The 14,448-nt window shown below is 69.6% G+C and carries 12 protein-coding genes and 1 tRNA gene; 2 read left to right on the plus strand and 11 right to left on the minus strand.

Translation table 11 applies throughout. The features are described from left to right. Positions 1 to 2,310, minus strand: a 2,310-nt coding sequence (locus KTR66_RS21380) for a ribonuclease E/G (protein WP_213616256.1), incomplete at its 3' end; no start/stop codon positions are given. A gap of 608 nt (positions 2,311 to 2,918) precedes the next feature. On the opposite strand from KTR66_RS21380, the gene KTR66_RS21385 reads away from it, so the two are divergent. Then, positions 2,919 to 3,710, plus strand: a complete 792-nt coding sequence (locus KTR66_RS21385) for an N-acetylmuramoyl-L-alanine amidase (RefSeq protein WP_213616258.1) — start codon at positions 2,919 to 2,921, stop codon at positions 3,708 to 3,710. A gap of 6 nt (positions 3,711 to 3,716) precedes the next feature. Here KTR66_RS21385 and KTR66_RS21390 read toward each other — a convergent pair whose 3' ends face one another. From KTR66_RS21390 to KTR66_RS21435, 10 genes are all read right to left on the minus strand, one after another. Next, a complete protein-coding gene (locus KTR66_RS21390; RefSeq protein ID WP_371819190.1) occupies positions 3,717 to 4,826 on the minus strand; it encodes an endo-1,4-beta-xylanase in 1,110 nt (369 codons plus the stop codon). Further along, positions 4,823 to 5,674 carry an acyl-ACP desaturase gene (locus KTR66_RS21395; protein WP_213616260.1) on the minus strand — a complete coding sequence of 284 codons (852 nt, stop codon included), beginning with the start codon at positions 5,672 to 5,674 and terminating at the stop codon, positions 4,823 to 4,825. Before KTR66_RS21395 ends, KTR66_RS21390 begins: the two co-directional genes overlap by 4 nt. Positions 5,675 to 5,930: 256 nt before the next feature. After that, positions 5,931 to 6,341, minus strand: a complete 411-nt coding sequence (gene atpC, locus KTR66_RS21400) for an ATP synthase F1 subunit epsilon (protein ID WP_213616263.1) — start codon at positions 6,339 to 6,341, stop codon at positions 5,931 to 5,933. Between the two features lie 185 nt (positions 6,342 to 6,526). Then, complete coding sequence (gene atpD / locus KTR66_RS21405; protein WP_213616264.1) at positions 6,527 to 7,954, minus strand: F0F1 ATP synthase subunit beta; 1,428 nt, start codon at positions 7,952 to 7,954, stop codon at positions 6,527 to 6,529. A 24-nt stretch (positions 7,955 to 7,978) separates the two neighbouring features. Continuing rightward, positions 7,979 to 8,851 (minus strand): F0F1 ATP synthase subunit gamma, encoded by an 873-nt coding sequence (locus KTR66_RS21410; RefSeq protein ID WP_213616266.1) that lies wholly within the window; start codon positions 8,849 to 8,851, stop codon positions 7,979 to 7,981. A 9-nt stretch (positions 8,852 to 8,860) separates the two neighbouring features. Beyond that, positions 8,861 to 10,393 carry a F0F1 ATP synthase subunit alpha gene (gene atpA, locus KTR66_RS21415; protein ID WP_213616268.1) on the minus strand — a complete coding sequence of 511 codons (1,533 nt, stop codon included), beginning with the start codon at positions 10,391 to 10,393 and terminating at the stop codon, positions 8,861 to 8,863. Position 10,394: 1 nt separating this feature from the next. Next, positions 10,395 to 10,964 (minus strand): ATP synthase F1 subunit delta, encoded by a 570-nt coding sequence (gene atpH, locus KTR66_RS21420; protein WP_249732332.1) that lies wholly within the window; start codon positions 10,962 to 10,964, stop codon positions 10,395 to 10,397. Positions 10,965 to 11,110: 146 nt separating this feature from the next. Beyond that, on the minus strand, positions 11,111 to 12,541 hold the full coding sequence (locus KTR66_RS21425; RefSeq protein WP_213616273.1) for a GTPase domain-containing protein: 1,431 nt from the start codon (positions 12,539 to 12,541) through the stop codon (positions 11,111 to 11,113). 7 nt (positions 12,542 to 12,548) lie between these two features. Next, positions 12,549 to 13,184: a CoA transferase subunit B gene (locus KTR66_RS21430; RefSeq protein ID WP_213616275.1), complete on the minus strand. Its 636-nt coding sequence runs from the start codon at positions 13,182 to 13,184 to the stop codon at positions 12,549 to 12,551. Positions 13,185 to 13,365: 181 nt separating this feature from the next. After that, on the minus strand, positions 13,366 to 14,073 hold the full coding sequence (locus KTR66_RS21435) for a CoA transferase subunit A (protein ID WP_213616277.1): 708 nt from the start codon (positions 14,071 to 14,073) through the stop codon (positions 13,366 to 13,368). A 167-nt stretch (positions 14,074 to 14,240) separates the two neighbouring features. Here KTR66_RS21435 and KTR66_RS21440 point away from each other — a divergent pair. Continuing rightward, positions 14,241 to 14,316 (plus strand) — tRNA-Ala (locus KTR66_RS21440). Positions 14,317 to 14,448 lie beyond the last annotated feature (132 nt).

Genomic DNA, 14,448 nt, shown 5'->3' on the forward strand with positions numbered 1-14,448 from the left:
GCGCCCACCGCGGCGGCCACGACGGCGCGGGCCGCGATCCTCGCCTTCACCGGGCTCGGCGGCGGGCGTCTCCGCCGCCTCCTCCGCGCTGGCGGGCGCCTCGGCATCGGGCTCGGCCTCGCCCTCACCTTCGGCATCAGCCTCGGCCTCATCGCGCGGCGCCTCGGCCTCGTTCGTCTGGCCCTGCTCGGGCGCACCCCCCTCGCGGCGGCCGCTGCGGCCCCGGCGGCGGCGGCGCGGACGGCGGCTGCGCTCCTCGGCGCTGCCCTCGCTGGCCTCGGCGGCGGTCTCCTCGGCCGTGTCGTCGCCCTGCTCCTCGGGCTCCTCCTCGGCGTAATCCATGCGGAGCGCGGCCGGGCGCTCGCTCACCGGCGCGGGCGGGGTCTTGCTGCGCTCGATGCGCGTCTCGGCGCCGTGCAGCGTGTCATCCGGATCGAAGAGGACGGTGACGCCCCAGCGGCTCTCGATATCGGCGAGCCGGTCGCGCTTCTTGTTCAGCAGATAGAGGGCGGCGGGCGAGTTCACGCGCACCGTGATCTCGGCGGCGCGGCGCTTGGCGCATTCCTCCTCGACCGCGCGCAGCACGGCGAGCGCGCTGCTCTCCAGGCCACGGACGGTGCCGCGGCCCAGGCAATGCGGGCAGGTGACGAAGGTGGTCTCGGCCAGCGAGGGCCGCAGCCGCTGGCGCGACATCTCGAGCAGGCCGAAATGGCTGATGCGGCCCACCTGGATGCGCGCGCGGTCATTGCGCAGCGCATCCTTCATGCGCTTTTCCACCATCGCGTTGTGGCGGTTCGCGTCCATGTCGATGAAGTCGACGACGATGAGGCCGGCGAGGTCGCGCAGGCGAAGCTGGCGGGCGATTTCCTCCGCCGCTTCCAGATTGGTGCGCAGCGCCGTGTCCTCGATGTTCCGCTCGCGCGTCGAGCGGCCGGAGTTCACGTCAATGGCGACCAGCGCCTCGGTCTGGTTGATGACGATATAGCCGCCGGAGCGCAGCTGCACCGTCGGCTCATGCATCGCATCGAGCTGCGCCTCGGCATTGTAGCGCGAGAAGAGCGGCACGGTGCCGTCGCGATAGGCCTGGATCTTGCGGACATGCTCGGGCATGAGCATCCGCATGAATTCGCGGGCCTGGGAATAGGCCTCGTCGCCCTCGACCAGGATCTCGTCCATGTCGCGCGCATAGCCGTCGCGGATGGAACGCTTGATGAGGTCGGCTTCCTCATAGATCAGCGCGGGCGCGGTGCTGGCCAGCGTGCGCTCGCGGATGTGGTTCCACAGGCCCAGCAGGTATTCGCAGTCGCGCCGGATCTCGGGCTTGGGCCGCTGCGCGCCGGCGGTGCGGACGATGAGCGACATGCCGGGCGGCATGTCCAGCTCGTCGATCACCTCCCGGAGACGACGACGGTCGGAGGAGGAGGTGATCTTGCGGGAGACGCCGCCGCCGCGCGGGCTGTTCGGCATGAGGACGGAGAAGCGGCCGGCGAGCGAGATGTAGGTGGTGAGTGCGGCGCCCTTGGTGCCGCGCTCCTCCTTCACGACCTGGATGAGGATGATCTGCCGGCGGCGGATCACCTCCTGGATCTTGTAGTTGCGCAGGAAGCGGGGCGTGGGGCGGCGCTCGCGCATCCGCTCCTCGGTGTCGGCCTCGGTTTCGCCATCGGGGGTGCCGACAAGTTCGGGCGCGGGGGCGGGGGGTTCGTCGGCCTCGGCTTCGGCGGCGGCGGATTCGGCTTCCTGGGCGGCCTCCTCGGCCCGGGCGGCCTGCTCGGCCTCCAGTTCGGCGGCGAGGTCGGCCGCGATCTCGGCGGCGGTGGGGGCGACTTCCCCGGCCAGGTCCTCGGGCGCTTCGAGGACGGCGTCGTCCTGCACCTCGCGCGGGTCGGCCTCCTCGGCTTCCTCGGCGGGGACGGGCTGGCCGGCCTTGGCGGCGGCGGCGGCCCGGGCGGCCTGTGCGGCGGCCTGGGCCTGGGCGCGGCGCTCATCCTCGCGGGCCTCGGCCTCGGCCTCCTCGCGGGCTTCCTGCTGCTGCGCCTCGATCAGCTTCTGCCGGTCGGCGACGGGGATCTGGTAGTAGTCGGGGTGGATTTCCCCGAAGGCGAGGAAGCCGTGGCGGTTGCCGCCATACTCCACGAAGGCGGCCTGGAGGCTGGGTTCCACCCGGACCACGCGGGCCAGGTAGATATTGCCCTTCAGGGGGAGGCGGTTGGCGGCCTCCAGGTCGAATTCATCAACCCGGTGACCATCCATCACGACCACCCGGGTTTCTTCCGGATGGGCCGCGTCGATCAACATGCGCTTGGTCATGCAAGGAACACTCCGCACCGCGGCGGGGACGGGCAGGGCCCGGTTCCGGCCGGCGGCGGAAAAGAGAGAGGGATTCCGGGCGGGGGCCGATGGGCGGCGATGTCGGTGACATGCGCTTTCGTCCTCACTCGGGGGCGTGGCGCCCGCTGGAACCTGCGCCCGATGGGGCGTCAGGGGCGGGGCGTCGTGCCCAATGGCTCCACCCCCACGGATGTGCGCCCTTCACGGGCGGGCGATATCGCGGCAGTCCTGGGGCACGGAGAGGTCGGGGGGACGTCGCGGGCCGGGCTGCACCGCTGGCGCGCTGGCGAAACCGGCCGGCTGGCCGCCAGGGGCCACCCATGGGGGGTCCGTCCGGCGGGGTTCGGCCAGGGCCGGGCGCGAACCACACGCGCCCACGGCCCCTGTTCCGCCCGCAGCACCTATCGCTGGGGCATCTCACCCTACGCGGAATGGGGGGGCCTCACAACCCGCCCGTTACGATATGTCGCCCGCGGATCGGCTGGAATGGCGGAATATGGCCGCCGGCTGCCCAAGCCCGCGGCACGGAATGCTGGATTTTCGTGCGGATTTTGCTAGAAGGGCGGCGTCGCGGTGGGGGTCGCGGCATGATGCAGGGGTTCCATCGCCGTTCCTTTCTCGCGGGGCTTGCCGGGCTTGGCTTGGCAGCGCCCGCACACGCTCAGGTTGCGCGCGCGCGTCCGCCGCTGCCGCTGGTGGTGCTCGACCCCGGGCATGGCGGGGCCGATCCCGGCGCCATCGGCCCCGGTGGCACGCAGGAGAAGCGCATCACTCTGCCGCTCGCCCTCGAATTGAAGCGCCTGCTGGAGCAGGGCGGGCGCTGCCGCGTGGCGATGACCCGCACGCGGGATGTCTTCGTGCCGCTGGCCCGCCGGGTCGAACTGGCGCGTGAGCGTGAGGCCGCGCTGCTGCTCTCCATCCATGCCGATGCCATGCCGGCGGGCCAGGGGAACGGGCTGCGCGGCGCCTCGGTCTATACCCTGGCCGAAACGGCGACGGACCCGCTGGCCGCCGCCCTGGCGCGGCGCGAGAACCTGGCCGACCGCGCGGGCGGGCTGCGGCTGCCCTCGGTCTCGCCCGAGGTGCAGCGCATCCTGCTCAGCCTGATGCGGCAGGAGACGCGGGCGGGCTCGGAGCGGCTGGCGCGGCTGACGGTGAACGCGCTGGATGGCGACGTGCCGCTGCTGAACCAGCCGCTGCGCCGCGCGCAATTCGTGGTGCTGAAGGCGCCGGACGTGCCCTCGGCCCTGGTGGAATGCGGGTTTCTCTCCAACCCGGCGGAGGAGGCGCTGCTGCGCCGGCCGGAGCACCGCGCGCGAATCGCGGGCGCGCTGGCCGAGGCGGTACACGGCTTCCTGGGGCGGCGCGTCGCGGCCTAGGCGCAGTCAGCCCCCCGCCAGCACCTGGGCGATGCGCTCGCGCATGGGCTTGGGGCGGAGTTCGGCATCATAGGGCAGGCCGCGCGTCTGCTGGCCGTCCTGCCGCAGAACGCCGGGTTCGCGGATCAGCCAGGAATCGCGGTCGGTCAGGCCCCAGGTGAGGATGCTGCGGGCGCCGCCCTCGAGCGCCGCGCGGAGGAATTGCCCGGTGTAGTCGGCCACCGCCGCGTCGCGCTGCTCGATGGTGGGAGCCAGGATGTCGGGCTCGCGCACATCCAGCTCGGTCACGAGGGTGGCGAGGCCGAGGCCGCGCAGCTCCTGCAGGAAGGCCACGAAGGGCTCGGCCCGGAAAGGCTCGCGCATCTGCAGATGGGCCTGGATGCCGATGGCATCCAGCGGGCAGCGGCGGTCGAGCAGGCCGCGCACCACGCGCAGCAGCCGCGCGCGCTTGGTGGCGGCGGCGGGCGTATCGGCCTCGATCCCGTAGTCGTTCATCGTCAGCCGCAGCGTCGGGTCCACCGAACGGGCGATGCGCAGCGCGCGCTCGGGGTAGGAGGGGCCAAGGGCGGCGAGCCAGGGGGTGGGGCGGAGGTCGCCATCCGTCGGGTCCGGATGGTCGCTGCCGGGCGGGTTGCTGATGATCTCGTTCAGCACGTCCCAGTCGCGGATGCTCTCGCGCGTTTCGCGGAGCACGGTGGTGATGTGCTCCTCCATGATGGCATTGGCCTGTTGCGGCCCTTCGGCGATGGCGGGCGCCAGCCAGGCCGGCATGGCGATGTGCCAGATCAGCGCATGGCCGCGCACGCGCTGGCTGTTCTGCTGGGCGAAGCGCAGGATGGGGCGCAGGTGGGAAAAGTCGAAGCGGCCGCGCTCGGGCTGCAGGGCGTCCCACTTGCCCTCCCATTCGGGGACGATGACATCGGCCTCACGCGCGACCAGGGCGGCCAGCGGCGGGTCGCTCTCCAGCACCTGGCCGCGGACGGCGGTGCCGAAGCTGAGGCCACGGCTGCGGGCGATCTGGCGCAGCGGCTGGGCGGCAAGGGGCTGCGCCTGGCCGGCGGCCGGCAGGGCGGCGGCGAGCGGCGCGGCCAGCAGGGTGCGGCGGGGCGTGCTCACGCCGCGCGGGCGTAGATGGGCTGCGCCTCCCGGGCCAATTGCTGCCGGAATTTCTCGCGCCGCCAGCAGAGCAGGCGCCAGGCGCCGCGGGCCGCGAGGTCCGACATGCGGCCGCGCGGCTCGAGGCCGATCGCCTTGAAGATCATGCCCATGCTGCGCTCGATGTGGTGCTGGCGGTAGTAACCCATCGCGCGGCCCATGTAGCCGGCCGAGCAGCGGGCGTGTTCATAGGCCACGCCCGGCGGGTCATTGCTGCAATGGAAGGCGAAGGCGAGCTCATCATCCTCCGTCTCGCCGACGCGGCCCAAGGCCACGCGCAGGCGGCGCGGGAAGGAGAGTTTCTCGCGGCCGAGATAGCGCTTCATGTGGTCGTAGAAGAGCTTGAAGTGGCGGTATTCATCGGCGGCGATGAGGCGGCAGATCTGCTTGAGGACGGGTTCGTCCGAGGCTTCGCCGAGGGCGGTGTAGTAGGAGGAGGTGCCCGTCTCGACCATGCAGCGGGCGATGAGCTCGCCGGTGCGGGAGCCGCGGATGGAGGCATCGGCCTTCACATCGATCTTGTAGCCCGCGCGGTAGCGGGCGAAGGATTCCATGTAGTTGAAGCTGGGGTCGGCCAGCATGGCCCAACGGCCCAGCGCATCGCCGTGCTGGTTTTCCTCGACGGCCCAATTGTCGGCGGCGGCCTGGAAATCGGGGTCGTCATGGAAGACGGATTTGAGGTAGGCCGCGTAGTCGTCGCCATTGCGCTCGACCATGGCGGCGGCCTTCACGAGGGGGACGACCTCGGGCTCGACCTTGCCGGGGTCGAAGCTATCCCAGGCGATCTGCTCGATATGCCAATGCTTCATCGCTGCGTCGCGGCCTCCATGGGCGAGACATGCGCGCCCCGAGGGATGAGATCAAGCGGCAGGTGGCGGAAAAGCCACGGGATGTGGCGTGGGGGACGCGGGCCGCGGCACAAACTTCCAATTGTGGAAACTGCCCCGCGAGAATCCGGCCGCACGTGCGGCCGGCGGAATGCTTCAGCATTCCGAAGCCAAGCGCGGCGGAGGCCGCGCGCCCGGCGTCTGAGGGGCATCGAGGCTTCGCCTCGATGCCGTTAAATCACGCCGCTTCGGCGACCTCGCGCATGGCGCGCATGGCGAGCAGCGTGGCCATGGCGGCGTCGCGCTTCTCGGGCGTGTCCATCGCGGCGGCGTTGTAGGCGGCTTCGGCGGTGGCGATGCGGCGATCGGCCTCGGCCTTGGAGAGTTCGGCCACGGGGGTCGCTTCATCGGCCAGGACGGTGACGCGCTCCGGCGTCACTTCGGCGAAGCCGCCGGCCACGAAGAGGCGATCGGTCTCGCGGCCGCCCTCGGTGACGCGGATGGTGCCGCCGCGGAGTGCGACGATCATCGGCGCATGGCCGGGCAGCACGCCCATCTCGCCCTCGGCGGCGGGAATGACGACCATCTCCACCGGACGGGAGAGCAGGAGCTTCTCCGGCGAGACGAGTTCAAGCTGAAACGTGGCCATCAATCTTCCCCGTCAAACGGGGCAGCTGCCAACTGCGCACTGCCCCAGGAGGATCCGGCCGCAAAGCGGCCGGCGCCGCCCAACTGAGTTACCCATCCGCGCGACAGTCGCGCGGCGAAGCCAAGCGGCCGGAGGCCGCGCCCGGCGCCTGAGGGCGCCAGAAAACAACGATTGAAGAGGCTGCCTCAGGCCGCCTGCTTCAACGTCTCCGCCTTCTTGGCAGCCTCTTCAATCGTGCCGACCATGTAGAAGGCGGCTTCCGGCAGGTGGTCATACTCGCCGTTGCAGATCGCGGCGAAGCTGCGGATCGTGTCCTCGAGCTTCACGAAGACGCCCGGCGTGCCGGTGAAGACCTCGGCCACATGGAAGGGCTGGCTGAGGAAGCGCTGGATCTTGCGCGCGCGCGCCACGATCAGCTTGTCCTCTTCCGAGAGCTCGTCCATGCCCAGGATGGCGATGATGTCCTGCAGCGACTTGTAGGTCTGCAGGATCTTCTGCACCTCACGGGCGGTCTTGTAGTGCTCCTCGCCCACGATGCGCGGGTCCATGGCGCGCGAGGTGGAGTCGAGCGGGTCCACCGCCGGGAAGATGCCCAGCTCCGCGATGGAGCGGTTGAGCACCGTCGTGGCATCCAGGTGCGCGAAGGAGGTGGCGGGCGCCGGGTCGGTCAGGTCGTCGGCGGGCACGTAGATGGCCTGCACCGAAGTGATCGAACCCTTCTTGGTGGAGGTGATGCGCTCCTGCAGGGCGCCCATGTCCGTCGACAGCGTCGGCTGATAGCCCACCGCGGAGGGGATACGGCCCAGCAGCGCGGACACTTCCGCGCCGGCCTGGGTGAAGCGGAAGATGTTGTCGATGAAGAAGAGCACGTCCTGGCCCTGCTCGTCGCGGAAGTATTCCGCCATCGAGAGGCCGGAGAGGGCGACGCGGGCGCGCGCACCCGGCGGCTCGTTCATCTGGCCGTACACGAGGGCCACCTTGGAGCCGTCCGTGTTGCCGTCGCCGAGCTTGATGACGCCGGCGTCGATCATCTCGTGGTAGAGGTCATTGCCCTCGCGCGTGCGCTCACCCACGCCGGCGAAGACGGACACGCCGCCATGGCCCTTGGCGATGTTGTTGATGAGCTCCTGGATGGTGACCGTCTTGCCCACGCCGGCGCCGCCGAAGAGGCCGATCTTGCCGCCCTTCAGGTAGGGGGCCAGCAGGTCGATCACCTTGATGCCGGTGACGAGAATCTCGGCCGCGGTGGCCTGCTCCTCGAAGGCGGGCGCTTCGCGGTGGATCGGGTAGAACATGGTGGAGCCGACGGGGCCGCGCTCGTCGATCGGCTCGCCGATCACGTTCAGGATGCGGCCGAGCGTGGCGGGGCCGACGGGGACGGAGATGCCCGCACCCGTGTCGGTCACTTCCGTGCCGCGCACCAGGCCGTCCGTCGTGTCCATGGCGATGCAGCGCACCGTGCGCTCGCCCAGATGCTGCGCCACTTCGAGGACGAGCTTCTGCTCGCCGATCTGCAGCGTCAGCGCGTTCATGATCGCGGGAAGTTCGGCGGGGAACTGCACGTCCACCACGGCGCCGAGCACCTGCGTCACCTGACCGACATTGTTCTTCATCGGGCGAAATCCTTTATGGCGTGATCAGACGGCTTCGGCACCGGAGATGATCTCGATCAGCTCCTTGGTGATGTTGGCCTGACGTGTCCGGTTGTAGTTCAGCGTGAGCTTGTTGATCATCTCGCCCGCATTGCGCGTGGCGTTGTCCATGGCGGTCATCTGGCTGCCGTAGAAACCGGCCTGGTTCTCGAGCAGCGCGCGATAGAGCTGGATGGCGAGGTTCTGCGGCAGGATGCGCGCGAGAATCTCTTCTTCCGTCGGCTCGAACTCGTAGAGCATGCCGCTGTCGCCCGTCGCTTCCGGCATGGGGGCCGGAATCAGCTGCTGGCCCACGGGGGTCTGGCTGATGACGTTCTTGAAGCGGTTGTAGATGAGGGTGCAGACGTCGAACTCGCCCGCCTCCAGCATCTCGCTGATGCGGGAGGTGACCTCCGACGCGTCCTCGAAGCCGATGCGCTTCTTGTTGGCGAAGCTGTATTCGCCCACGAAGCGGCTGCCGAATTCGCGCTTGAGGTAGACGGCGCCCTTGCGGCCGACGGTGATGATCTTCACCGTCTTGCCCTCGGCCTCCAGCGCACGCACCGTGGTGCGGGTGAAGCGGCCGACATTGGTGTTGAAGCCGCCGCAAAGGCCGCGCTCGGCCGTGACGACGACCAACAGGTGGACCTTGTCCGCGCCGGTGCCGACGAGCAGCTTCGGCGCATCCGGCGAGCCGGCAACGGAAGCGCCGAGCGAGGCCAGCATGCGCTCCATGCGCTCGGCGTAAGGACGGGCGGCCTCGGCCTGGGTCTGCGCGCGGCGCAGCTTGGCGGCGGCCACCATCTTCATGGCCTGCGTGATCTTCCGCGTGGATTTCACGCTGTTGATCCGCAGGCGCAGGCTTTTCAACGTGGCCATGTCAGTGGCTCAGCCGAAGGTCTTCACGAAGCCGTCGAGGAAGGCCACCAGCTTCGCTTCCGTGTCCTTCTTGATCTCGCGGTCGTTGCGGATGCTGGCCACGATGTCGGGCGCGGTCGCCTTCAGCTCGGAGAGCAGACGGCCTTCGAACTCGCCCACCTTGTTCAGCGGCAGCTTGTCGAGATAGCCGCGCGTGCCGGCGAAGATGGCGATCACCTGCTCCTCGACCGGAACCGGCTTGAACTGCGGCTGCTTCAGCAGCTCGGTCAGGCGGGCGCCGCGGTTCAGCAGGGCCTGGGTGGAGGCGTCGAGGTCCGAGGAGAACTGGGCGAAGGCGGCCATCTCGCGGTACTGCGCCAGCTCCAGCTTGATCTTGCCGGCCACCTGCTTCATCGCCTTGATCTGCGCGGCGGAACCGACGCGGCTGACCGAGAGCCCGACGTTCACGGCGGGGCGGATGCCCTTGAAGAAGAGCTCCGTCTCCAGGAAGATCTGGCCGTCCGTGATCGAAATCACGTTGGTCGGAATGTAGGCCGAGACGTCACCGGCCTGGGTCTCGATGACCGGCAGCGCGGTGAGCGAGCCGTTGCCGGCCTCATCGCCCATCTTCGCCGCACGCTCGAGCAAGCGGGAGTGCAGGTAGAACACGTCGCCCGGATAGGCCTCGCGGCCCGGCGGACGGCGCAGCAGCAGCGACATCTGGCGGTAGGCGACGGCCTGCTTGGACAGGTCGTCGTAGAAGATGACCGCGTGCATGCCGTTGTCGCGGAAGAACTCGCCCATGGCGCAGCCGGTGTAGGGCGCCAGGAACTGCATCGGCGCCGGGTCGGAGGCGGTGGCGGCGACGATGATGGAGTATTCGAGGGCGCCCTGCTCTTCCAGCGTCTTCACGAGCTGGGCGACGGTGGAGCGCTTCTGACCGACCGCGACGTAGATGCAGTAGAGCTTCTTGCTCTCGTCATCGCCGGCGTTGATGGTCTTCTGGTTGATGATGGTGTCCACGATGACGGCGGTCTTGCCGGTCTGGCGGTCACCGATGATCAGCTCGCGCTGGCCACGGCCGATGGGGATCAGGGCGTCAATCGCCTTGATGCCGGTCTGCATCGGCTCATGCACGGACTTGCGGGGGATGATGCCCGGGGCCTTCAGCTCGGCGCGCTGGCGCGTCACATCGGTGAGCGGGCCCTTGCCGTCGATCGGGTTGCCGAGGCCATCCACGACGCGACCCAGCAGGCCCTTGCCGACGGGCACGTCCACGATGGCGCCGGTGCGGCTGACCGTGTCGCCCTCACGCACCGAGAGGTCGGAGCCGAAGATCACGACGCCGACATTGTCGGTCTCGAGGTTCAGGGCCATGCCCTTCACGCCGGAGGCGGGGAAATCCACCAGCTCGCCGGCCATCACGTTCTGCAGGCCATAGACGCGGGCGATGCCGTCACCCACCGTCAGCACGGTGCCGACCTCGGCAACGTTCGCGGAAGCGTCGAAGCTCGCGATCTGCTGCTTCAGGATTTCGGAAATTTCGGCCGGACGGATTTCCATCTCAGGCGGCTCCCTTCATGGCATATTGCAAACGCTGCAGTTTCGACTTGAGGCTGTTGTCGTAGAGCCGCGATCCGATGCGGACGATGAGCCCGCCCAGGATGCTGCTGTCCACGGTCTCGGCCAGCTTGACGCCCGAGAAACCGGCCTCGGTCAGGCGCGCGGTGATCTGCGCGCGCTGCGTGTCGGTCAGCGGGAAAGCGGTGGTGACGGCGGCGACCTGCTGGCCCCGGCGCTCGGCGAGCTTGGCGCCGAAGGCGGTGGCGACGGCCGGGAACTGGCTGAGGCGGCGATTGGCGATGAGCACGCCCATCAGCTTGCGCACCTCGGCGCCGATGCCGGCCTTCTCGATGATGGCGAAGACGGTCGCCTGCTGGACGGCGGCGCCGTTGCGCGGATCGGCCAGGAAGGCGCGGAAATCGGCATCGTTCTGCCAGAGGGAAAGCAGGCCCTCCACGTCGGCGGCGATGCGGTCCACGGCAGACGGGTCGCTCGCGCGCGCATCATCGGCGATGCTGAGGAGGGCGAGCGCGTAACGCTCGGCAACTCCACCGGTCTGGTGGGCGTTCAAGGAAATGGTTTCGGCAGCCACCTGGGGTCCCGGTCCTGTTCCTGGGGTTAGCCGCCAAGAGCATCCTGGCAAGGCGAGGGCGCACTACCACAGGCTTTTCCGCACCGCAACCAAGCGGGACGCGGATTCAGGCGTGTCGCGCGGCGTTATTTTCGCGGTGTTTCGTCGCGCCGCAGCAGGCCGCGCACCAGGCCCCAGCCGCCGCGCAGCGCCTGCCCCGCTTCCGCGGCCAGGCCGGGCGAGGCTGCCTCCTCCAGCAGGCGTTCATGGCGCGAGAGGCGGCCCGCATCCTGCGCCGCGACCAGCGCCGCCCAGAGTCGCTCCAGGCCCGTCGCGGGCAGGGCGAGGGGGATGATGCCCGCTTCCGGCACGGCCAGGGTCTCGGCCAGGGCCTCCGCCGTCGCGCGTGGGGCAAGATCGGTCCGCGTCATCGCGACCAGGAGCGGCGGCGGGCGCAGGCGGGTCTTCTGACCGGCCCAGGCGGCCAGCGCCGCCAGCGCCGCCTGGTCCGGCGCGCGGTCGGGCGCATCGGCGGCGGCGACATAGAGGATGACATCCGCCCGCACCGCCTCGCGCAGGAAGGCCGCGGGCGTGGTGAGCGAGGGCATGTCGGCGATGTTCAGCGGCGGGCGGCCGGGCGACTCGACCAGATGTTCCAGCACGCGCTTGCCGGGGCGGGCGCGGGGCGTGCCGGCCAGGGCGTTGAGCAGCGCGGACTTGCCCGCGCCGGCCTGGCCGGCGAGCAGGACGCGCAGCGGGGCCTCGGGCTCGGCCGTCTCGGCATCGGCGCGGGCCAGGGCGGCGAGTTCGCTGGAGGACAGGCGGAGTCGCCCCGAATAGAGATCGATCGCGGCGCGGCCGGTCTCCTGGATGAGCTGGGTGGTGGCGCGGCGGCGCATGTTCTCGCTGAGGAAGCTGCCGGTGGTGCCGGCGGCGTAGCGCGCGGCCTCCTGCGCCGCGGCCTGCAGCGGATTGATCATGCGGCCGACGCGGTAGAGCGTCTCGCCGATATTATAGGCGGCCCTGGCGCCGGCGCCGTAGCGGTCCACCATGCGCTGCGCCCAGAGGGCATCGCTGATGCGAATCCGGGTCGCACCCGGCCATTGCATCACCCAGCGGCGCAGGCGGCGGGCCACCTGCTCGGTCAGCAGCAGGGCCTCGGGCAGGGTGACGCGGGCCATGGGGTCGGCCTGGCCCGGGTGGAAATGATTGGCGACGAGTTCCACCACCTCCCAGGCGAGGGCTTCCGCGCGGGCGCGGTCATCGAGGTCGAGCGGCTCGGTGCGCTGGGCGAGGGCCTGGACCTTGGCCCAGGCCTCGCTTTCCTCGGTGTTCCAGGCATCGGTGGGGAAGGCGTCCTCGGCCTTCATTTCCGCCATGCGGCGCTCGGCGCGGCGGCGCACCAGGATGCGCAGCGGCACGCCGAGGATGCTGAGCGCCGCCGCCGCCAGCGCCCAGTCAATGACCCGGCCATTCTGCCAGAGCCAGAGCGAGCCCAGGCCGAAGAGCGAGAGCCAGGGCAACGCCAGCAGGGTTGCCAGCGTCACCTCCAGCCAATAGCGCCTCAGCCAGGCCATGCGTGTGTCAGGCGTGGAAATCCGCCTCGGTCTTGGCGCGGAGTTCGTCCAGCGTCACCTCGGGGGCGAGCTCGACCAGGCGCATGCCGGCATCGCCGCGGCGATCAATGGAGAAGACCGCGAGCTCGGTCACCACCATGTCCACCACGCGCTGGCCGGTGAGCGGCAGCTGGCAGGACTTGAGCAGCTTGGGCTTGCCGCCGGCCGTGTGCTCCATCAGCACGATGACGCGCTTCACGCCGGCGACGAGGTCCATGGCGCCGCCCATGCCCTTCACCATCTTCCCCGGGATCATCCAGTTCGCGAGGTCGCCATTCTGGGCCACCTGGAGCGCGCCGAGGATCGAGAGATCAATGTGGCCGCCGCGGATCATCGCGAAGCTGTCGGCGCTGCTGAAGATGCTGGTGGTGGGCAGCATGGAGACGGTCTGCTTGCCGGCATTGATGATGTCGGCGTCTTCCGTCCCTTCCTCGGGGAAGGGGCCGATGCCGAGCATGCCGTTCTCGCTTTGCAGCTGCACGGAGATGCCGGGCGGGATGTGGTTGGCGACCAGCGTCGGGATGCCGATGCCGAGATTGACGTAGAAGCCATCCTGCAATTCGCGGGCCGCGCGGGCGGCCATCTGGTCACGGGTCCAGGGCATGGGAGGGGTCCTCAGGGAGAGAGATGGGGAAGGGCGCCAGGGCAGGCCAAGGCGCCGAACAGGAAGGATGCGGCCGCAGAGCGGCCGCCGCGCCCAGACCGCGCGCGGGGCTGGCGCGCCAGTCGCGGCGCGAAGCCAAGCCGGCGGAGCCGGCGCCCGGCGCTTGAGGGCATCAACAACATCAAGCGGCTTTGGGCCGGACGGTCCGGTTCTCGATCAGCTTCTCATAGCCGCTGGGCAGCTGGATGATCCGCTTCACGAAGACGCCGGGGGTGATGATGTGGTCGGGGTCAATCTCGCCCGGCTGCACCAGGTGCTCGACCTGCGCGACCGTCACCTTGGCCGCGGTCGCCATCATCGGGTTGAAGTTCCGCGCGGTGCGGCGGTAGACGAGATTGCCCTCGGTATCGCCCTTCCAGGCGTGAACCAGCGCGAGGTCGGCGAAGATGCCTCGCTCCATCAGATAGGTCTCGCCGTCAAACACCTGGGTGGGCTTGCCCTCGGCGACGGCGGTGCCGACGCCGGTCTTGGTGAAGAAGGCGGGGATGCCCGCGCCGCCGGCGCGGATGCGCTCTGCCAGCGTGCCCTGGGGGTTGAACTCGATCTCGAGCTCGCCGGCGAGGAACTGGCGGGCGAATTCCGCATTCTCGCCCACATAGCTCGCGATCATCTTCTTGATCTGGCGGGTGCGGAGCAGCTTGCCGAGGCCGACATCGTCAATGCCGCAATTGTTGGAGACGACGGTGAGGTCCTTCACGCCGGATTCCTTCACGGCGTCGATCAGCATCGCGGGGATGCCGCAGAGTCCGAAACCGCCGGAATGGATCACCATCCCGTCGCGCAGCAGCCCGGCCAGGGCGGCCGTGGCGTCGGCGTAAACCTTTCGCATCGTCACTTCCTCATCATGGGGTGGCGGGAAAGTAGCTTCGCCGCGAGGTGTGCGAAAGGGCACAGGGGAGGCATGCGAAAAAGCGCTGGGGGGTGGGTTGCGGGGCGCGCGCGGGGTGGTTATACGGCCGCACTCCCGACGGGGTGACTTCCGCAAGGAAGCCTTGGGGGGCCATAGCTCAGTTGGTAGAGCGCTTGAATGGCATTCAAGAGGTCGGCGGTTCGATTCCGCCTGGCTCCACCACCCACCCCCGCTTTCCGAATATCGCTGATCTCCGGAACGAGCCGCACCGCAAGCGCGCCGGTTGCCGCAGGGGTTCGGGGAGCCCGTGGCTCCCCGATTTCCTTGACTTTTGCGGTTGATTAGGCATAGTTT

The organism is Roseococcus sp. SDR, from assembly GCF_019083995.1.
Taxonomy (GTDB): domain Bacteria; phylum Pseudomonadota; class Alphaproteobacteria; order Acetobacterales; family Acetobacteraceae; genus Roseococcus.